Here is an 18204-nt window from a genome sequence, read left to right as displayed (position 1 = left end):
GGCTACTCCTCGGCGGCCTCGGTCTCGTTCTCCTCCGAATTCCCGCTGCCGTGCAGCAGGCGGGCGACCTCGCTGCGCAGGGACACGAACGCCTCCGACGCGCGAGTCTTGATCTGGTCGCGCTGGGCGGGCAGTTCGACCTTCATGTCGGCCGCGACGGTCGCCGGTGGGCGGGACAGCACGACGACCCGGTCGCCCAGGTAGACGCTCTCGTCGATGTCGTGGGTGACCAGCAGCACCGTGCAGTCGTGTTCACGGCGCACCCGCAGCAGCAGATCCTCGAGCTCGAAGCGGGTCTGCGCGTCCACCGAGGCGAACGGCTCGTCCATCAGCATCAGCGCCGGCCGGTACGCCAGCGCGCGGGCGATCGCGACGCGCTGCTGCATGCCGCCCGACATCTGCCGCGGCCGCTTCTTGCCGGCGTCGGCGAGGCCGACCCACTCGAGCGCCTCGCGGACCCGCTCCTTGCGTTCGGCGGTGGTGAGCTTGAGCCGCTTGAGCGGGAACTCGACGTTGCCCGCCGCGGTGAGCCACGGGTAGAGCGAGCGGCTGTAGTCCTGGAACACGACCGCGAGGTCACCGGGCACCTTGCCCCGCACCGGCTGGCCGTGCAGCAGGATCTCGCCGGACTTCGGCGTCATCAGCCCGGAGATCGAACGCAGCAGCGTGGACTTGCCGCAGCCGGACGGGCCGACGATGCAGACCAGTTCGCCCTCGTTGACCGTGAGCGAGATGTCGGTGAAGACCTGGTTGGCGCCGAACGCGTGACCGAGACCAGTCACATCCAGCATCGTTGCCTCATTCCTTCTCGCGGGAGTTCGCGCCGTGCCACGCCAGGGCACGGCGCTCCACGAGCATCAACAGCCCGTTCAGCACGTTACCCAGGATGCCGATCAGGACGACCCCGGCCCACAAAGCGGCGTTCTCGAAGCTCTGCTGGGCGTTGAGCAGCTCGTAGCCGATGCCGTTGGTCGTGCCGACCAGTTCGGAGACGACCATCAGCACCAGGGACAGGCCCAGGCCGATGCGCAGGCCGGAGAGGATCTTCGGCAGCGAGGCGGGCAGCACGACCCCGAAGAGCCACTGCAGGCGCGGGATGCGGAACGAGCGCGCGGTGTCGACCTGGGTCTTGTCGACCGAGGCGGCCCCGTCCGCGGTGTTGAGCAGCACCGGCCAGACGACGCCGAACGCGATCGTGGCGACCTGCATCGCCAGGCCGAACTTGAAGATGATCATGAAAACCGGCAGCAGCAGCGGGGCGGGCACCGCGCGCAGGAACGACACCAGCGGGTTCACGAAGTCGCGCAGGACCGGCGAGCGGCCGATGGCCATGCCGAGCAGCACGCCGATGACCGACGCGATCGCCCAGCCGCCGAGCAGCCGGCCGATGCTGGGCAGCACGTTGTCGATCGCGTCCTGGGTGAGCCACAGGTGCCACGCCGGTCCGGAGAACCAGAGATCGTGCATCTTGCCGACGATCTCCGTCGGTGGCGGGAAGTACGGGTCCTCGTCCCCCACCGTGTACCACTGCCAGAGCAGGATCAGCACGATGAACAGCAGCCAGTGCCGCAGGAACCCGATGAGCAGGCGCAGGGGGAGCGGGCGGCGCGGTCGCGGGGCCTCGGTGGTCGCCGGCGCCACGGACCGCTCGGCCGTCGCGGTCATTCGGTACCCCCGCCCCAGGGCACCAGCTTGCGCTGCAGCAGGGCGATGCCGCTGTTGATCAGTACGCCGAGCGCACCGGCGACGACCGCGCCCGCGAACACGATGTCCATGTGCCCGACGTTCTCGCCGTACTGCATGACGTAGGTGCCGATGCCGATCGAACCGCCGTTGACCAGTTCGATGGCGACGATCACCAGCAGCGCGACCGTCGCCGACAACCGGAAGCCGGTGATCGCGAAGGGCAGCACGTCGGGGAGTTTGACCCGCAGGGTGGTGCGCACCCGGCCGAGCCCGAACGAGCGCGCGGTGTCCAGGTACTGCTGGTCCACCTGGCCGAGCGCGTAGATGACGTTGAACATGATCGGCCAGATCGCCGCGTAGACCGCGAGCGTGATCTTCATGCTCGGACCGTTGCCGAACAGGACCAGCGCGAGCGGGATCATGGCCACGGCCGGGATGGGCCGCAGGAACTCGATGACCGAGCGGGTGGCGTCCCGGACGAACGGCACGCTGCCCAGGACGAGCCCGACGGGCACGGCGACGCCGACCGAGATGCCGAACGCGATCAGCCACGTGAGCAGCGTGGCGACCAGCGCGCGCAGGTACTCCGGCGAGCTGAACTGGTCCGCCAGCGTTCCCGCCACCACCGTGGGCGGCGGGAAGTAGTCCACCGGCAGGTAGCCGGAGCGGCCGAATCCCTCCCAGATCAGGAGGAAGACGACCACTCCGGCCACATTGCGGATCAGGCGCATGGAACCAGCACTACCTGGGTCACTGCCCCTGGGCCGGCGCCGCGACGAACATCGGCGAGACGTCCAGCTTGTTGTCGATGATCTTGTACGTGAGCATCAGGTCGGCGAGCCGCTGCAGACGGGTCTTGTCGACCACGGTCGGGAAGACACCGGCCACCACGAGCTTGGCCACGCTCTTGTCGATCGGGGTGTACTGCAGCAGCGTGTCCTCGAGGGTCTGGCGGTTGGTCATGTCGGCCTGGCCCTTGGCCACCGCACGCTGGAACGCGGCCACCGTCTTCGGGTTCGCCTTGACGAAGTCACCCGTGGACACGTAACCCGAGACCGGGAAGTTGGCCACCGGGCCGGTCGCGCGGTCGGCCACCGTCACGACGCCGAGCTTCTGCTTGGCCTGGGTCAGGTTCGGCTCCTGCAGCGACATGACGTCGACGAGGTGGTTGGTCAGCGCGTTCAGGGCGTCCGCCGTCGGCACCTTCGTGTAGGTGACGTCGGAGCTCTGCAGCCCGTTGGCGGCCAGCACGGCGTCCGAGGTCAGCGTCACGTTGCTCTTCAGCGCGTTGACGCCGATCTTCTTGCCCTTGAGGTCCTTGGGCGACTTGATGTTGGAGCTCGGCAGGGCGACAAGGGCGGTCATGCCCTCCGTGGCGGTCAGCGCGTCGGCGACGGCCACCTCACCACCGACCTTGCTGTACGTGCCCTTGGCCTGCGCGCCGAGCGCGGAGGTCCAGTTGCCGAACGCGAAGTCGACCGACTTGTTGATCAGCAGCGGCGGGGCGTCCGCTCCGGTCTTGATCGAGACGTCCTCGACGTCGAGGCCTTCGGCCTTGAAGTAGCCGGCCGCCTGAGCACGCTTGTAACCGGCGATGTCGATCAGGCCGGGGATCACCGCGACCTTGATCTTCGCCTTCTCGACCTGGCCGTTGCCACCCGAACTGCCGGAATCGGAACCACCCAACGCGCTGCACCCCGCCAGCGCCGTGATGGCCAGTGCGGCAACCGCGACGAATCCAGCCCGTCTGGTCAAGGAGCCGACACCCTTGGTTCGAGTCATGCGTGTTCTCCATTTGCGCGAGTGGTTGTCGCCGACAGGTCGCCGGTCGGACGCGGGCCATGGTAGCCACCAACAAGATGCATGCTTTTGGGTGTCACCTGTTGGCGGCCCACCGGTTACCGCAGGTAGCAGCGGGTGCGATAACGATCAAGTTTCGTGTGCAACTGTCACCGGAATAGGCGTTAGAGAAATGCACCGATCGGCCTAGCGAGTTCCGATGCCGCGTAACGGTTCGGCTACCGCCCGGCAACCCTCCTGGCCGGAACAGGACGTGCGACCTGCGACGGACCGGTCGCAGCCCGTAGTCAACTGTGACGTGCGTCACGTAACGGTGTCGGTGACTTTAGGTAGTCGGTCAGGTGCCTCTCGTGGACGAGCGCACCTAGCGTCGCAGGCAGGCGAGTGCCCCATGAGTCGCAATGGGGTGCACGAAATGTCCACAGTCCGTAAGTCCGTGACGAGTTAGTCACCCTTAGGGCTGACATCTCCCAGTACTGTTCGGTACCTTTTGGCGCGATGTACCCCACCCCGCTCCCCCGGGAACTCGGTGAAGCACCCAACGGCCGTCCCACGGCCGGCTTCACAAGCACCAGGTCTGGCGTGGTTGCCGGCCAGGTGACCAGCGCAGCGCTGTGCCCCTTGTCCGCCGGGAGAGTCGGTCGGGGCGACCGCCAGCGGTGACGAGAGGTTCCGGTGTGTTCCACGGGTTGTGGTCGGGGAGTGCTGCGGTGATGGCGAGCTTGCAGGCGTGTCCCGGCATGAGGGCGTCTCAGGCGTGCCCGTTCGACTCCGGCCGGGCGGACATCCCGGCATCGACCCGGGGAGCGTGCTGAGAAGTGGTCGCAGACCGACCGGCCGGCGCCGAGCGCGACGAGGCGATCCTCGCCGCGCGGCCCCGTTCCGTCACCCATGGCCTGCGCAACTGGCGCGTGCGCACGAAGATGGCCGTGGTCCTGCTCGTGCCCGCCATCCTCGCGATCGTGCTGGGTGGCCTGCGCGTGCAGACCGAGGTCCAGCGGGCCAACGACTACAACCGCGCGGTCACCCAGGTGGAGCTGACCCAGGTCACCGCCGAACTGGCCGACAAGCTGCAGGGCGAGCGGGACCAGGAGGTCGGCTTCGTCGCCGGCGGCGGCCGGGCCGACAAGTCCCCGGTGAACAACCAGGTCGCCCAGACCAGCAACGCGATCCTCGCGCTGCAGGCCGAGCGGTCGAAGATCGGCGACCTCGACCCCGCCGTGCAGCGGCTCTACGACGCCGTCGTCGCGCGCCTCGGGACCCCGGCGACCGCCGGGCACCCGGAAGTGCCCGGCGCGCTCACGTCGTTCCGTGAGGCGGCGACCACCCAGTACCCCGCCGGTGACCTCATCCGGCAGTACAACCTGGTCATCGCCGAGGTCCTGCAGCTGGGCCGCGAGATCACCCGCGTGTCCGACGACCGTGGTGTGACCGAGAAGGCCGACGTGATCGACGCGATCGGGCGGGCCAAGGAGCAGATGGGGATCGAGAACTCGATCCTGCGCGCCGCGGCCCTCGGCCAGACGTTCGGCCCCGGCCAGGTGCAGGCCCTGCGCGCGGCGCAGGCGCAGTTCACCGCGGCCCTCGCGGACTTCAACAACGGTGCGACGTCCGAGGAGCGCGAGGACTACCAGAACACGGTGGCCGGAACCGAGGTCGACAACCGCGAGCAGCTGGCCCAGATCGCCCTGAACAAGGGTGACGCGAACCAGCCCACCGGCATCGACATCGCGAAGCTCGACCCGGCCGCGAGCGGCACCATGAAGAAGCTGCGCGACGTGGAGATCCAGCAGCTCGACGAGCTGCACACGCTCACCAAGAACCTGGCGAAGACCGCGACCACGAGCTGGATCCGCGACGCCGTGCTGATCGCCGCCGCCCTGGTCCTCGCGCTGATCCTGATGCTGGTCGTCACCGGGTCGCTGCTGCGGCCGCTGCGCACCCTGCGCCGCGCGTCGGACGACCTGGCCGAGCGTCGGCTGCCCGACGAGGTCCGCGACATCCTGCGGGCCCCGGACCCGGTCGAGGCGGCCGGGCGTGCCGTCGAGCCGATGCCCGTGTACACCACGGAGGAGATCGGCCAGGTGGCCCGCTCCTTCGACAAGGTGCACAACGAGGCGGTCCGCCTGGCGGCCGAGCAGGCGCTGCTGCGCGACAACATCAACTCGATCTTCGTCAACCTGTCGCGGCGGTCGCAGGCGCTGGTCGAACGCCAGCTGAACCTGATCGACCGGCTGGAGCAGGACGAGCAGGACCCCGACCAGCTGGCCAGCCTGTTCGAGCTCGACCACCTCGCCACCCGCATGCGGCGCAACTCGGAGTCCCTGCTGGTGCTCTCCGGCACCGGCCTGTCCCGCCAGCTCGCCCGCCCGGTCCCGGGCGCCGAGGTGGTCGGCGCCGCGGTGTCCGAGGTCGAGCAGTACGCCCGCATCGAGGTCACGTCCGCCCCGGACGTGGCCGTGATGGGCCGCGCGGTCAACGACCTCGTGCACCTCATCGCCGAGCTGCTGGACAACGCCACCACCTTCTCCGAGCCGGAGAAGAAGGTCGTCGTGCGGATGGCTGTGACCCGCAAGAAGGAACTGGCCATCCAGATCACCGACCAGGGTGTCGGCATGTCGGAGTCGGACATCGAGGCCGCCAACGCGCGCCTGGCCGACCCGCCGGACATGGACGTCGCCGTGACCCGCCGAATGGGTCTGTACGTGGTCGCGCGGCTGGCCAAGCGGCACAACATCGTGGTGCGGCTGCGGGACAACGAGGACATCGAGGGCGGCCTGATCGCCCGGATCACCGTCCCGGCCGACCTGATCCAGCCCATGCGGGGCGGCGGGTTCGGCGCGACCGGCACCATGCTGCCGACCTCGGCGTCGACCTCGATGTCCATGCCGGCGATCACCGGCACGCAGGCGCCGATCACGACGGCGTTCGGCCCGGTCGACCCGGCCGAGCCGCAGGTCAAGACCGGCGGCATCGCCGACGCGTTCAGCGGCAGCAGGCAGCGCCCGGACGTGCCCGACGAGCCGCGCTGGCCCGAGCGGACCGGCGAGCAGCCCACGACGGCCATGTCACCGCCGCCCTCGGGGCCCTCGTCGCTGTCGATGCCGACCTCGGCGCCGACGACCGGGTTCATGCCGCTCGACCCGTCCGACAGCAGCGCGAACATCCCGCTGCCCAAGCGCGGCGGGCGCAGCGAGGAGCAGATCTCGCGCTCCGCCGAGCCGTTCTCGCCGGTGCCCACCGGGCTGCCGGAGCCCGAGCCGCCGCGCCCGGTCGAGCAGACCGGCGACTTCGGCAGCCTCGCCCTGTTCGGCGAGCCGCTGCCGCTGCAGGAGCCCGAGCAGGCCGGTCCGCCGGCCCCGCCCGAGCCCGACCCCGCGGCCGAGGCCATGGACTCGCCGACCGAACGGCTGCCGATCTACGAAGCCGTCCTGTCGCAGTGGTTCGAGGCCGACTCGGAGTCGATGAACCCGCCGCCCGCGCCGCAGGCCGCCACCAACGGCAACGGCAAGGTCAGCACGAACGGCAGCGGTGCCAACGGCGCCAACGGCCACCAGCCCACCGCCGCCGACGCCGCCGACGAGCGCGCTGCCGCGTGGCAGTCGCCCGGCGACGAGGGTTGGCAAGCAGCGCAAGCATTGCTGAACGCACCACAGGAAGAGGAGGCCAAGACCACGGCAGGCCTGCCCAAGCGCGTGCCGAAAGCCCATCTCGTGCCCGGTTCCGCCGCTCCCCGCCACACGCAGGAGCAGCGCGAAACGCACGAGGAGCAACAGCTGCGGCCGACGCCGCAGTTGCCACCGCGCTCGGCGGAGGCGATCCGTGGGCGCATGTCCAGCTTCCAGCAGGGCTTGCGCCGTGGTCGGCACGCTTTGGTTGAGGCATACCCTGGTGACAGGTCAGGCTCTATCCAGAGCCGTCTAGACGAGGAGCAGGAGTGACGACCGCGTCCGTTCAGCAGCCAGGCAGCTTTGGCTGGCTGATCACAGATTTCGTCCGTCAGGTGCCCGGAGTGGCACACGCAGTCGTGGTCTCGGCGGACGGGCTGCTGCTGGCCGGCTCCCAGGGTTTGCCGAGGGACCGCGCCGAGCAGCTTTCCGCGGTGGCATCCGGGCTGGTGAGCCTCACCCAGGGTGCGGCTCGCTGCTTCGAGGCGGGCGGGGTGAACCAGACCGTGGTCGAGATGGACCGCGGCTACCTCTTCCTGATGTCCATCTCCGATGGCTCGTGCCTCGCCGTGCTTGCCGCCCCCAACTGCGACATCGGTCTCGTGGCGTACGAGATGACCCTGCTCGTGGAGCGCGTGGGTCAGCAGATGACGCCGGAGCTGCGTGCGCAGCTGCAGGGCGCGCACCGTCGGTGACCGGGGCGAGGAGATGAGCGTGCGATGAACGCCGAGCGTCCGCCTCGTCGTCCGCGCCGACGGCTCGGCGACGAGGGGGACGGGTTCGCGCGGGGGCGCGGCGAGCAGCAGGAGCAGAGGGGTGACAGGCGGAGGCCGCAGGACATGACCGAGCAAGCGTGGCAGGAACTCCCGGACCACGGGACGGGCAGCATGCCGAACCGGTTCGACATCGACGGGTTCCGCACGCGTCTGTTCGGCGGTCCGAGCGCGACGCTGTACGGCGACTCCGGTGGTGTGCCGGCGCAGTCCGACTGGAACTCCGACCACATCCCGGTGGTGCCCGACCTGCCGCCGATCCCCGAGCCGATGGTCGAGACGGGGTCGCTGGTGCGGCCCTACACGAAGACCGGCGGCCGGACCAGGTCCGACTACGACCTGGCCATCGAGGCGCTGGTGTCCACCAGCGAGCGTGGCAAGACGCTGGAATCCGTGGTGCAGCCCGAGCACAGGTCCATTTGCGGGCTCTGCCTCGACACCAGGTCGGTGGCCGAGGTTGCGGCCCATCTACGGTTGCCGTTGGGTGTTGCGCGCGTACTGATCGGTGACATGGCGGGCATGGGCCTTGTCCTGATTCACCAGAGCGGCATGGTCGTCGGTGACAGGCCGTCGATCGAGTTCATGGAAAGGGTGCTCAGTGGGCTCCGCAGGCTCTAGTCGTCCGAACCCCAGCGGCGTGGCGCCGCAGCCGACGACCTCCGCGAAGATCGTGGTCGCCGGCGGTTTCGGGGTCGGCAAGACCACGCTGGTCGGCTCGGTGTCCGAGATCGTCCCGCTGACCACCGAGGCCGTCATGACCGAGGCCAGCGTCGACGTGGACGACCTCTCGGCGACGCCGAACAAGGTCACCACGACGGTGGCGATGGACTTCGGGCGCGTGTCGCTCGACTCCGACCTCGTGCTGTACCTCTTCGGCACGCCCGGTCAGCACCGGTTCTGGTTCATGTGGGACGACCTGGTGCGCGGGGCCATCGGCGCCGTCGTGCTGGTCGACACCCGCAGGCTGGCCGACGCGTTCGCCTCGATCGACTTCTTCGAGGACCGGCAGCTGCCCTACATCGTGGCGATCAACTGCTTCGACCGGGTGTTGCACCACCGGGTCGACGACGTGCGCGACGCGTTGACGATCGAGCAGTCGGTGCCGGTGGTGACCTGCGACGCCCGCGACCGGGCGTCGACCAAGGAAACCCTGATCACCCTGGTCGAGCACGCGATGCACCAGCGCATGTCGGCCCGCGCGGTCTAGGTCCCGGCTTTCGCGAAGAGCCCGCTGGCACCCCCAGCGGGCTCTTCGCGCTGGGTAGGGTTCGGGCGTCAGGCGGGGTCGACAAGCGACGCGGTCGTGATGCGGTGCAGCGGGAAGCGGTGGGTCTCGCCGTGGGCGCGGTCGCGGCCGACGAACAGGCCACCACCGACGCGTTCGGGGCGGATCACGCGCTGGCTCGCCACCCCGTGGGAGTCCACGAAGCCGATCCACACGTCCTGACCCGACCGGACCGCCTCCTGCAGCAACGCCAGCGTCTGCGACGTGTCCGCGCCCGCGCCACCGGCCAGCGCCACCGTCCGGCCACGCCGGATCCCGGCCGCGGTGTCGTGGGAGCGCAGGTCCCGGACGATCTCCAGCAGCCGCTCCCGCGACGCCACCCGGGGGGCCGGGAGCTTGCGCCGGGGCCGCGCAGGGATCCGGCGTCCGGGGCCACGCAGGTCCACGATCTCGCCTTCCGGACCCTCCGCCGCGGGCGTGAACCCGGCCGAACGCAGCTCGTCCAGCACGTCGGCCAGCGGCACCGGGCTCACCGCGACCGTCGGCGCGATCCGGCGCAGCTCCAGGCGTGCCGCGCTCGCGTGGGTCAGCACCTCGGTCAGCAGCACCTCGTCGTCGCAGCGCAGGAACGACAGCGCCGAGCCGGCCCGCAGCCGGCCGTGCCGACGGGCGACGTCGTCGATCAGGTACGTCAGGCCCTGCGGCACCGGGGTGCGGGAGCGTGTGCGCAGCAGCTCGTGCAGCTCGGTGGCCGTGCGCCCGGCGTCCAGCGCGCGCCGCACCGACTCCTCGCTCACTCGGTAGACCGTCGCGCTGCCCGCGGACTCGACGTCGGCGAGCTGGTTGATCATCGCGGCCAGGTCGGCCTGCAACGGGCCCGGCGCGACGATGGTCAGGTCGGCCTGCACCAGCACGTGGTCGAGCGGCGCGGGCATCGCCGCCTGCATCCGCTTCGCCGCGTCCGTGCTGCCGTCGAGCAGCAACGCGCGGCCCGGCGAGGTCAACGCCCCGAGCGCGATCACGCCCAGGGCCGTGGCTTCGGTGAACGTCCAGCGCACCAGGTCGTCGCGGAAGCGGGAGGACCCGCGCCGGGGCGCCCGCCACGCGAGCACGTCGGCCACGTCGTCCGGTTCGGCGACGCCCGCGCCCACCGGCTGGTCGGCGAGCACCTCCAGGACGTTCGCGCGCTCGATGGCCGCGGCGGGCCGGCGCAGTTCGTCGGAGAGCGGGGCGAGCAGCCGCTGCTTGTCGTCGCGCCGCCCGGCCAGACCCGGCAGCCGGGGCAGCTCCAGCCACGCGGCGGCCAGCGCGGCCCACCGGTTGGCCTGGCTCGACACCAGCCACACGTCGGCCTGCGTCGTCGGCACCCACTCCGGGCTCAGCGCCTCGCTGTCGGCCACCAGCCCGGCCCCGGCGGCGAGCTCGGCCAGGAACGTCGCGGTCGGCTCGTCGGTCTCCACCTCGCGTGCGAGCCGGCGCACGTCGCGCACGCCCAGACCGCCGGACTTCAGCACCGGCGGCGGCTCGGCGGACCACAGTGCGAGCAGGCTTTCCATGCGCCGCACCAGTTCCATGGCCTCGCCGGCGCCGGTGGCGTCCACCCTGTCGGGGTCGTGCTTCTTGACACCCATCGCCGGTTCGTCCACCGGGACCGTCCCCAGTGGACTGTCCGGGCTGCGCAGTGCCAGCCCGACCTGACGGGGCAGCTCCACGGTCTCGGCGTCCCGGCGCACCAGCAGGCCCAGGGCGAGGAGCCGTTGCACGGGGGTCCGCGCCTCGTCGAGCGGGACCACGCGGGCGGCGTCCTTGGTGCGCCCGATCGGACTGCCCTGGGCGAGGGCGGTCAGCATGTGCCGCTCGGGCTCGTCCAATGTGGACAGCCGGGCTTGGAGGTCGACCCTGTCCAGCTCCGGGGATGGGGCGCCGAGCCCGCCGGGGAACGCGGTGCCCGCCTCGCGGGCCGCGGGCACGAGCGAGAGGGTCTCGTCCGCGCCCCACACGACGGCGAGCTCGCGCAACCGGTGCACGGCAGCGGCCACGCGGTCGGCCGGCACACCCGTGCCCAGCAGGGCGGCCACCTCGGTCAGCGGCACGGGTTCGTGGTCGGCGTCGGCGACCAGCAGCGCGTCCAGCACGGCGAGGGTGAACGCGTCGAGCTGCTCGGCGACCCGGGCCAGCGACGCGCGGGTGGCCGCGCGGGCCGCGAGCACCCCGGTGTCCGCCGGCGGTGGGGTCGCCAGGTCGGGGCGCGCCTGCAGCAGCGTGGCCAGCGCCTCGTCGTCCTGCTGGCGAAGCCAGTCGATCAAGGTGAGAGCGGGCACCCTGACCACGGTATACGCACGGTGAGTCGGGTATTCTCTCGATCCGGCAGCAGTGAGGACTTGGAGGACTCGTGGCGAAGGACCTCTCGCACAGGATCGACCCCACCTGGCCGGCGAAGTCCCCGGACGACCACGTGGTCAACGAGCTCCGCGCCGACGTGGCCGGCTCGATGTCCCCGTTCGGCGACCTGGAGTTCCCGCTGCCGGTGGAGCAGCTCGGCTACGAACACCCGGTAACCGAGATCAACAAGTAGTCGCTGGAGCGAACCCGATGCCCGTGCCCGGCCCTGGTTACTCGATCACCGTCCGGGTGGAGGCACCCCCGTCCGCCAGCGCCGCGGGCGACCTGACCGGCGCGATCGGCCGCGTCGGCGGCGTGATCACCGCGTTCGACGTCGTCGAGTCGCACGCCGACCGGATCGTGGTCGACATCAGCTGCAACGCGGTGTCGGCCAACCACGCGAAGGACATCACCGACGCGCTCGAGGCGCTGCCCGGCGTCGCGGTCCGCAAGGTCTCCGACCGGACGTTCCTGATCCACCTCGGCGGCAAGATCGAGGTCAACTCCAAGGTCGCCCTGCGCAACCGTGACGACCTCTCCCGCGCGTACACCCCCGGCGTGGCCCGGGTCTGCGAGGCGATCGCGGCCAACCCGGAGGACGCGCGGCGCCTGACCATCAAGCGCAACACGGTCGCCGTGGTGACCGACGGCTCCGCCGTGCTCGGCCTGGGCAACCTCGGCCCGGCGGCGGCGCTGCCGGTGATGGAGGGCAAGGCCGCGCTGTTCAAGAAGTTCGCGGGCGTCGACGCGTGGCCGGTGTGCCTGGACACCCAGGACACCGAGGAGATCATCCGCGCGGTCGAGCTGATCGCGCCGGTCTACGGCGGGATCAACCTCGAGGACATCGCCGCGCCGCGCTGCTTCGAGATCGAGGCGCGGCTGCGCGAGAAGCTGGACATCCCGGTCTTCCACGACGACCAGCACGGCACCGCGATCGTGGTGGTCGGCGCGCTGCGCAACGCGTTGCGCGTGGTGGACAAGCAGATCGAGGACTGCAAGATCGTCGTGTGCGGGGTCGGCGCCGCCGGGTCGGCGATCATCCGGCTGCTGCTGCACAAGAACCCGGGCGACGTGATCGCCGTGGACGTCAACGGCATCGTGCACCAGGGTCGCGACGACCTCGACGACAACCTGCGCTCGATCGCCGACACCACCAACCGCGAGGGCATGACCGGCCGGTTGCACGACGCCCTGGTCGGTGCGGACGTGTTCATCGGCGTGTCCGCCCCGAACCTGTTCGGGGCCGAGCAGGTCGCGACGATGGCCGACCGCGCGGTGGTGTTCGCCCTGGCCAACCCCGACCCCGAGGTCGACCCGATGGAGGCGCAGAAGCACGCCGCCGTCGTCGCCACCGGGCGCAGCGACTACCCGAACCAGATCAACAACGTGCTCGCGTTCCCCGGCGTGTTCCGGGGTCTGCTCGACGCGCAGGCCCGCGGCATCAGCGACGCGATGCTGCTGGCCGCCGCCGACGCCGTCGCGGACGTCGTCGACGGCGACCGGCTCAACCCGTCGTTCATCGTGCCGAGCGTGTTCGACCCGGCCGTGGCCACGGCCGTGGCCGACGCGGTGCGCAAGGCGGCCCACGCCTAACCGAGCAGCGGCACCAGAGCGTCCAGAGTGGACATGATGGTGGCCGTGTCGGGACCTTGGATCGGCAGCAGGCAGCGGTCGACGCCCGCCTGGGTGAACTGGTCGAGCAGGTCCCGCCTGTGCGGCACACCGAACAGGGTGACCGGTACGTACCGCCCGGCCCGGTCGCGCAGCCGGGCGATGCGGTCACGCAGTTCGTCGACGGTCTCGAGCGGGCCGCACTGGGGCATCCACTCGTCGCCGAAGTCCAGGACGCGGTCCTCGGTGCCCGGACCGTTGCCGCCGACGAGGACCGGCACCGGGCGCGCCGGCTTGGGCCAGGCCCAGACCGGCTCGAAGTCGACGAACTCGCCGTGGAAGGACGCCTCGTCCTCGGTCCAGATCGCGCGCATCGCCTTGACCCGCTCGGCCATCAGCGCCATCCGGGTGCGCGGGTCGGTGCCATGGTCGGCCATCTCCTCGCGGTTCCACCCGGCCCCGACGCCGAGCAGCACGCGACCGCCGGACAGGTCGTCGAGGGTGGCCACGGCCTTCGCCGTGGTGAACGGATCCCGTTGCGGCACAAGGCAAACCCCGGTGCCGAGCAGGATGTGGGAGGTCACCGCGGCGGCCGCGGCGAGCGCGACGAACGGGTCCTGCGTGCGCGCGTAGTTCCGCGTCGGCGTGCCGTCGGCGCGCTTGCTGCGCACCGGGATGTGGGTGTGCTCGGGGTAGAACAAGGACTCGAAGCCGCGTTGCTCGACCGCGCGGCCGAGCTCGCCGGGGTGCGGGGTGTGGCCGTTGCCAAGGATGATGCCGATCTTCATGGTGGCGATTCTGCTCGCCGCCGAAGAGATCGGCGACGGAGTTCTCTACCATCGGTACGTGGGTGAATTGAGCCATGTGGACGCCTCCGGCGCCGCCCGGATGGTCGACGTCTCCGGCAAGCAGACCACCGCGCGCACGGCCGTCGCGACCGGCGTCGTGCGCACCACCGCCGAGGTCATCGCGCTGCTCGACGCGGAGCGCCTGCCCAAGGGCGACGCGCTGGGGGCCGCGCGCATCGCCGGGATCATGGGCGCCAAACGCACGCCGGACCTGATCCCGTTGTGCCACCCCATCGCGATCTCCGGGGTCGAGCTCGACCTCGAGCTGGGGGAGACCGAGGTCCGCATCACCGCCGCCGTGCGCACCAACGACCGCACCGGCGTGGAGATGGAAGCGCTGACCGCGGTGGCCGTCGCGGGCCTGACCGTGCACGACATGATCAAGGCCGTCGATCCGGACGCCGTGCTCGACGCCGTACGCGTGGAGCGCAAAGAGGGCGGCAAGACCGGCAGCTGGACCCGCAAGGAGGATCGATGAGCGTCGCTCGGGTGATCACGGCGTCGAACCGCGCGTCGGCCGGCGTGTACGAGGACCGCACCGGCCCGGTGATCGCCGCCTGGCTCGCCGAACGCGGGTACACGGTGCCCGAGCCGGTCGTCGTGCCCGACGGTGACCCGGTCGCGGCCGCGCTGCGCGACGCCGTGGCCGAGGGCGTGGACGTGGTGGTCACGACCGGCGGCACCGGCATCAGCCCGACGGACCGCACCCCCGAGGCGACCCGCTCGGTGCTGGACTACGAGGTCCCGGGCCTCGCCGACGCCGTCCGGGCCGCCGGGCTGCCCAAGGTGCCGACGGCCGTGCTGTCGCGCGGGGTCGCCGGGGTGGCCGGGCGGACCCTCGTCGTGAACCTGCCCGGCTCGACCGGCGGGGTGCGTGACGGCCTCGGGGTGCTCGCCGACGTGCTGGACCACGCCGTCGAGCAGCTCAAGGGCGTCGACCACCCCAGGCCCGGCCAGGGTGACCACGCTGGGCAGCACGGGGGCCACGCTGCGCAGCACGGACACGACGCGCCGCGGTTCCAGGGCCCCGCGCAGCTCCGCCGGGCCGTGGTGACCGAGGAACCGCTGTCGGTCGACGAGCACGCCGTGCTGGTGGGCGACGCGGGCACCGGCGCCGTGGTCACGTTCGCGGGCACCGTGCGCGACCACGACCACGGCCGCGACGTGCTGACGCTGGACTACACGGGGCACCCGAGCGCGGCCGAGGTGGTCGAGCGGGTTGCCGCCGAGGTGGGGGCGCGGCACCCGGGCCTGCGGGCGGTGGCCGTGAGCCACCGGATCGGGCCGCTGAAGGTCGGCGACGTGGCCCTGGCGGTGGCCGTGGCGGCCGAGCACCGGCGCGAGGCGTTCGTGGCGTGCGCGGAGCTGGTGGACGAGGTGAAGGCACAGCTGCCCATCTGGAAGCACCAGACCTTCGCCGACGGCACCGACGAATGGGTCAACTGTCCGTAGCCGCCTCCCCGGAATTTCCGGAAATGGCTGGGTTGCGTTGTTTGGCCTGCGGTTTCGTGGGTTTCCGTGGCTGGGTTGCGTTCCGTTCCCCATTGGCCGGCGGTTGCGATGTTTGAGGCGTGGTGGTTCGGGAAAACCCAATGGCTCGGGGTTTCGTAGTGAACGAACAGCCCCACCGCCGGGGGATGGCGGTGGGGCTGTTGGTATTCATCGCTGGGTCGTCAGGACCAGCCTTTTCGCGGTATTACCGCTGGGTCACTTGGTGACCAGCTTCTGACCCGGGAAGATCAGGTTCGGGTCCTGCACGATGTTCTTGTTCTTGTCGTACAGCTTGTGCCAGCCGCCGGCCACGTTGAGCTGGTCGGCGATCTTGGACAGCGTGTCGCCCGCGACGACGGTGTAGTCACCGTTGCCGGTCAGCACCTTGGTCGGCGCGTGCTTGTGCGTCGACTTCGGGGTGCTGGTGCGGTGCTGCGACTGGGTCCGCGTGGTGCTCTGGTGGTGCCTGGTGCTCTGGTGCGTGCTGCCGCTGGCCGACACGTGGGCCGAACCGCCGCGCTGACCACACACCGGCCACGCGCCGATGCCCTGGGTCTTGAGCACGTTCTCGGCCACGCGGATCTGCTCGGCACGGGAGGCGTTCTGCGGACTGCCGGAACCACCGTTGGCCCGCCACGTGCTCTGCGTGAACTGCAGACCGCCGTAGTAGCCGTTGCCGGTGTTGATGTGCCAGTTGCCGCCGCTCTCGCACTGCGCGACGGCGTCCCAGTTCACGCCACTGTCAGCGGACGCGGGGCTGGCCGCGACGGCCAGTGGTGCGCCCACCGCGACGCCGGCAACGACGACGCGAGCAATGGTGCGGGTAGCGGACGATGCCTTGCGGTGCTTACCTCGGTACGCCATCAGGGTCTCCCTCCCACGCCTGCGCGGCGCCGCGGTTCACGCGGCACGCGTTGGCGGGCGGGCCTCGGGTGGCCCGGCCGGCTGTCGCCGACATCCCTGGCTACAGAACGCACACGGGGTGCGTTCGCCTAGGTCCCTCGCCCCTGTCCGGAAGTTGCTTTCACTCGGGGGTTCGTTTCGACCCGGCGCCCTTCGGACAGGGCTCGGCGCTAAGGGCACCGGGTAATGCGTGGTTGGTTCGGGGCCAACCAAGAAGCGACGGTACGTAACGAAACGGGGGATATGAAATCGAACCGGGTGGTGACGACGGTCACAGTAACGTCCGGCCACTTCGGACGATTGCAGCCCTTTTCGCTGGTCAAAGTGGCGAACCGGGCTGTTACCGGGCCGTGTCTTTACCGAGATTATTCACGCTAAGTGAGAGCTGCATCATGCAGTTCACGGGACCGTTCGGCCGATCGGGTCGGCACTGCGGCGGCCTCATGGCGGCCTCAGCCGCCCGCGAAGGGCGGCAGAACGTCCAGCCCGGACCCGTCGGAAAGCACGACGGACCGGTCACGCACAGCTACACCGTCGACCAGGAAGCTGGACGCGGCGAGCACCCGTGACAGGCCCTCGCCGTGCCGTGCCCGCATCGCCGCCACCGCGTCGTGCACCGTCGACCCGACGGGCAGCTGGACGCTCTCCTCGGCCGTCCCGGCCGCCGCGCGTGCCCCCGCGAAGTACCGCACGCGGACGACGAGGCCGGTTCCCCCCTCGTCCCCGCTCGGCGCCCGCGAAGCGCCGGGCTCGGGCGAATAGACGTCGTTGGTCAACTCACCCTCCGATGGCGCTCATGGGCCTGATGGGCTGCGCGAAGCCCGCCTCGTTGATCTGGTGCCCGGCGAGCTTGCGCCACATCTCGCCACGCCACAGCCCCGCGATCTCGTCATCGTCGGCCCCCGCGCGCAGCGGCCCGCGCAGGTCGGTTTCCACCTGGCTGAACAGGCACGACCGCAGCGCGCCGTCGGCGGTCAGCCGGGTCCGGTCGCACGCCTCGCAGAACGGCCGGGTCACCGACGCGATCACGCCGACCTCCGCCGGTCCGCCGTCCACCAACCACCGCTCGGCCGGTGCCGCGCCACGCTTGCGCGGGCTCGGCGTGAGGGTGAACGCGGCGCTCAGCTTGTCGAGGATCTCGTTGGCGGACACCATGTTCGCGCGGTTCCAGCCGTGCTGGGCGTCCAGCGGCATCTGCTCGATGAACCGCAACTGGTAGCCGTGCTCGACGCAGAACCGCAGCAGCGGCACGGCTTCGTCGTCGTTGACCCCGCGCAACAGGACCGTGTTCACCTTCACCGGCGACAACCCCGCCTCGCGGGCCGCGGCCAGTCCGGCGAGCACGTGGGGGAGCCGGTCCCGCCGGGTCATCGACGCGAACAGCTCGCGGTCGATGGTGTCCAGCGAAATGTTGACCCGGTCCAAACCGGCTTCCTTGAGCTCCACGGCGCGCTTGGCCAGACCGATGCCGTTGCTCGTCACCGAGATCGTCGGGCGCGGCGCCAGCGCGGCCGTGCGCGCGATGATCTCGGTGATCCCCTTGCGCAGCAACGGTTCCCCGCCGGTGAAGCGGATGTCGGTGATGCCCAGTTCGGTCACCGCGATGCGGATCAGCCGCAGCAACTCCTCGTCGGTGAGGACCTGGTCGCTGGGCATCCAGTCCAGGCCCTCGGCGGGCATGCAGTAGGTGCAGCGCAGGTTGCACCGGTCGGTCAGGGACACCCGCAAATCGGTGGCCACCCGCCCGAACGAGTCGATCAGCGCCCGGGTGTCCGGGCGCTGACCAGGTTCCTCGGCCGGGACGGCCGGCATGCCGA

At 70.7% G+C, this 18204-nt stretch carries 17 protein-coding genes; 8 read left to right on the top strand and 9 right to left on the bottom strand.

Annotated elements, in window-relative coordinates; all coding sequences use genetic code 11:
* Positions 1-2: 2 nt before the first annotated feature.
* Genes EV186_RS02530 through EV186_RS02515 form a run of 4 tightly spaced genes read right to left on the bottom strand, consistent with a single transcriptional unit; the run spans position 3 to position 3468 of the window.
* A complete protein-coding gene (locus EV186_RS02530; protein ID WP_133847447.1) occupies positions 3-791 on the bottom strand; it encodes an ABC transporter ATP-binding protein in 789 nt (262 codons plus the stop codon).
* A gap of 7 nt (positions 792-798) precedes the next feature.
* Positions 799-1665, bottom strand: a complete 867-nt coding sequence (locus EV186_RS02525) for an ABC transporter permease (RefSeq protein WP_208115456.1) — start codon at positions 1663-1665, stop codon at positions 799-801.
* Positions 1662-2417 carry an ABC transporter permease gene (locus tag EV186_RS02520; RefSeq protein ID WP_133847446.1) on the bottom strand — a complete coding sequence of 252 codons (756 nt, stop codon included), beginning with the start codon at positions 2415-2417 and terminating at the stop codon, positions 1662-1664. Before EV186_RS02520 ends, EV186_RS02525 begins: the two co-directional genes overlap by 4 nt.
* A gap of 19 nt (positions 2418-2436) precedes the next feature.
* Positions 2437-3468, bottom strand: a complete 1032-nt coding sequence (locus EV186_RS02515) for an ABC transporter substrate-binding protein (protein WP_133847445.1) — start codon at positions 3466-3468, stop codon at positions 2437-2439.
* A gap of 836 nt (positions 3469-4304) precedes the next feature.
* On the opposite strand from EV186_RS02515, the gene EV186_RS02510 reads away from it, so the two are divergent.
* Genes EV186_RS02510 through EV186_RS02495 form a run of 4 tightly spaced genes read left to right on the top strand, consistent with a single transcriptional unit; the run spans position 4305 to position 9134 of the window.
* Entirely contained in the window at positions 4305-7427 is a 3123-nt protein-coding gene (locus EV186_RS02510; RefSeq protein ID WP_133847444.1) for a nitrate- and nitrite sensing domain-containing protein, read from the top strand.
* Positions 7424-7849, top strand: coding sequence for a roadblock/LC7 domain-containing protein (locus tag EV186_RS02505; RefSeq protein ID WP_133847443.1), 426 nt, complete (start codon positions 7424-7426; stop codon positions 7847-7849). Before EV186_RS02510 ends, EV186_RS02505 begins: the two co-directional genes overlap by 4 nt.
* A 24-nt stretch (positions 7850-7873) precedes the next feature.
* A complete protein-coding gene (locus EV186_RS02500; protein WP_133847442.1) occupies positions 7874-8545 on the top strand; it encodes a DUF742 domain-containing protein in 672 nt (223 codons plus the stop codon).
* Positions 8526-9134 (top strand): GTP-binding protein, encoded by a 609-nt coding sequence (locus EV186_RS02495; protein ID WP_133847441.1) that lies wholly within the window; start codon positions 8526-8528, stop codon positions 9132-9134. Before EV186_RS02500 ends, EV186_RS02495 begins: the two co-directional genes overlap by 20 nt.
* A 68-nt stretch (positions 9135-9202) precedes the next feature.
* Here EV186_RS02495 and EV186_RS02490 read toward each other — a convergent pair whose 3' ends face one another.
* Positions 9203-11473 carry a helicase-associated domain-containing protein gene (locus tag EV186_RS02490; RefSeq protein ID WP_133847440.1) on the bottom strand — a complete coding sequence of 757 codons (2271 nt, stop codon included), beginning with the start codon at positions 11471-11473 and terminating at the stop codon, positions 9203-9205.
* A 71-nt stretch (positions 11474-11544) separates the two neighbouring features.
* Here EV186_RS02490 and EV186_RS02485 point away from each other — a divergent pair, with 71 nt between their 5' ends.
* On the top strand, positions 11545-11727 hold the full coding sequence (locus EV186_RS02485; RefSeq protein WP_133847439.1) for a hypothetical protein: 183 nt from the start codon (positions 11545-11547) through the stop codon (positions 11725-11727).
* A 17-nt stretch (positions 11728-11744) separates the two neighbouring features.
* Positions 11745-13127 (top strand): NAD-dependent malic enzyme, encoded by a 1383-nt coding sequence (locus tag EV186_RS02480; protein WP_133847438.1) that lies wholly within the window; start codon positions 11745-11747, stop codon positions 13125-13127.
* On the opposite strand, the gene EV186_RS02475 is transcribed toward EV186_RS02480, so the two are convergent.
* Complete coding sequence (locus EV186_RS02475; protein ID WP_133847437.1) at positions 13124-13933, bottom strand: LLM class F420-dependent oxidoreductase; 810 nt, start codon at positions 13931-13933, stop codon at positions 13124-13126. The genes EV186_RS02480 and EV186_RS02475 overlap by 4 nt on opposite strands.
* A 58-nt stretch (positions 13934-13991) precedes the next feature.
* On the opposite strand from EV186_RS02475, the gene moaC reads away from it, so the two are divergent.
* Positions 13992-14471 carry a cyclic pyranopterin monophosphate synthase MoaC gene (gene moaC, locus EV186_RS02470; RefSeq protein ID WP_243753786.1) on the top strand — a complete coding sequence of 160 codons (480 nt, stop codon included), beginning with the start codon at positions 13992-13994 and terminating at the stop codon, positions 14469-14471.
* Positions 14468-15445: a molybdenum cofactor biosynthesis protein MoaE gene (locus EV186_RS02465; protein WP_133847435.1), complete on the top strand. Its 978-nt coding sequence runs from the start codon at positions 14468-14470 to the stop codon at positions 15443-15445. The genes moaC and EV186_RS02465 overlap by 4 nt, the downstream gene beginning before the upstream one ends.
* Before the next feature lie 255 nt (positions 15446-15700).
* On the opposite strand, the gene EV186_RS02460 is transcribed toward EV186_RS02465, so the two are convergent.
* From EV186_RS02460 to moaA, 3 genes are all read right to left on the bottom strand, one after another.
* On the bottom strand, positions 15701-16348 hold the full coding sequence (locus EV186_RS02460; RefSeq protein WP_133847434.1) for a transglycosylase family protein: 648 nt from the start codon (positions 16346-16348) through the stop codon (positions 15701-15703).
* Between the two features lie 491 nt (positions 16349-16839).
* Entirely contained in the window at positions 16840-17079 is a 240-nt protein-coding gene (locus EV186_RS02455) for a MoaD/ThiS family protein (RefSeq protein ID WP_243753912.1), read from the bottom strand.
* A gap of 85 nt (positions 17080-17164) precedes the next feature.
* Positions 17165-18199, bottom strand: coding sequence for a GTP 3',8-cyclase MoaA (moaA, locus tag EV186_RS02450; protein ID WP_133848715.1), 1035 nt, complete (start codon positions 18197-18199; stop codon positions 17165-17167).
* Positions 18200-18204 lie beyond the last annotated feature (5 nt).

Source organism: Labedaea rhizosphaerae (genome assembly GCF_004362825.1).
Classification (GTDB): Bacteria; Actinomycetota; Actinomycetes; order Mycobacteriales; family Pseudonocardiaceae; genus Labedaea; species Labedaea rhizosphaerae.
The sequence above is the reverse complement of the archived record's forward strand: the minus strand, read 5'-3'. Positions and strand labels throughout refer to the sequence as shown.

Coding starts and splice junctions, on each gene's coding strand:
- EV186_RS02520 (WP_133847446.1), bottom strand. CDS start 2,417: ATGCGCCTGATCCGCAATGTGGCCGGAGTGGTCGTCTTCCTCCTGATC.
- EV186_RS02460 (WP_133847434.1), bottom strand. CDS start 16,348: ATGGCGTACCGAGGTAAGCACCGCAAGGCATCGTCCGCTACCCGCACC.
- EV186_RS02500 (WP_133847442.1), top strand. CDS start 7,874: ATGAACGCCGAGCGTCCGCCTCGTCGTCCGCGCCGACGGCTCGGCGAC.
- moaA (WP_133848715.1), bottom strand. CDS start 18,199: ATGCCGGCCGTCCCGGCCGAGGAACCTGGTCAGCGCCCGGACACCCGG.
- EV186_RS02475 (WP_133847437.1), bottom strand. CDS start 13,933: ATGAAGATCGGCATCATCCTTGGCAACGGCCACACCCCGCACCCCGGC.
- EV186_RS02465 (WP_133847435.1), top strand. CDS start 14,468: ATGAGCGTCGCTCGGGTGATCACGGCGTCGAACCGCGCGTCGGCCGGC.
- EV186_RS02480 (WP_133847438.1), top strand. CDS start 11,745: ATGCCCGTGCCCGGCCCTGGTTACTCGATCACCGTCCGGGTGGAGGCA.
- EV186_RS02515 (WP_133847445.1), bottom strand. CDS start 3,468: ATGACTCGAACCAAGGGTGTCGGCTCCTTGACCAGACGGGCTGGATTC.
- EV186_RS02530 (WP_133847447.1), bottom strand. CDS start 791: ATGCTGGATGTGACTGGTCTCGGTCACGCGTTCGGCGCCAACCAGGTC.
- EV186_RS02525 (WP_208115456.1), bottom strand. CDS start 1,665: ATGACCGCGACGGCCGAGCGGTCCGTGGCGCCGGCGACCACCGAGGCC.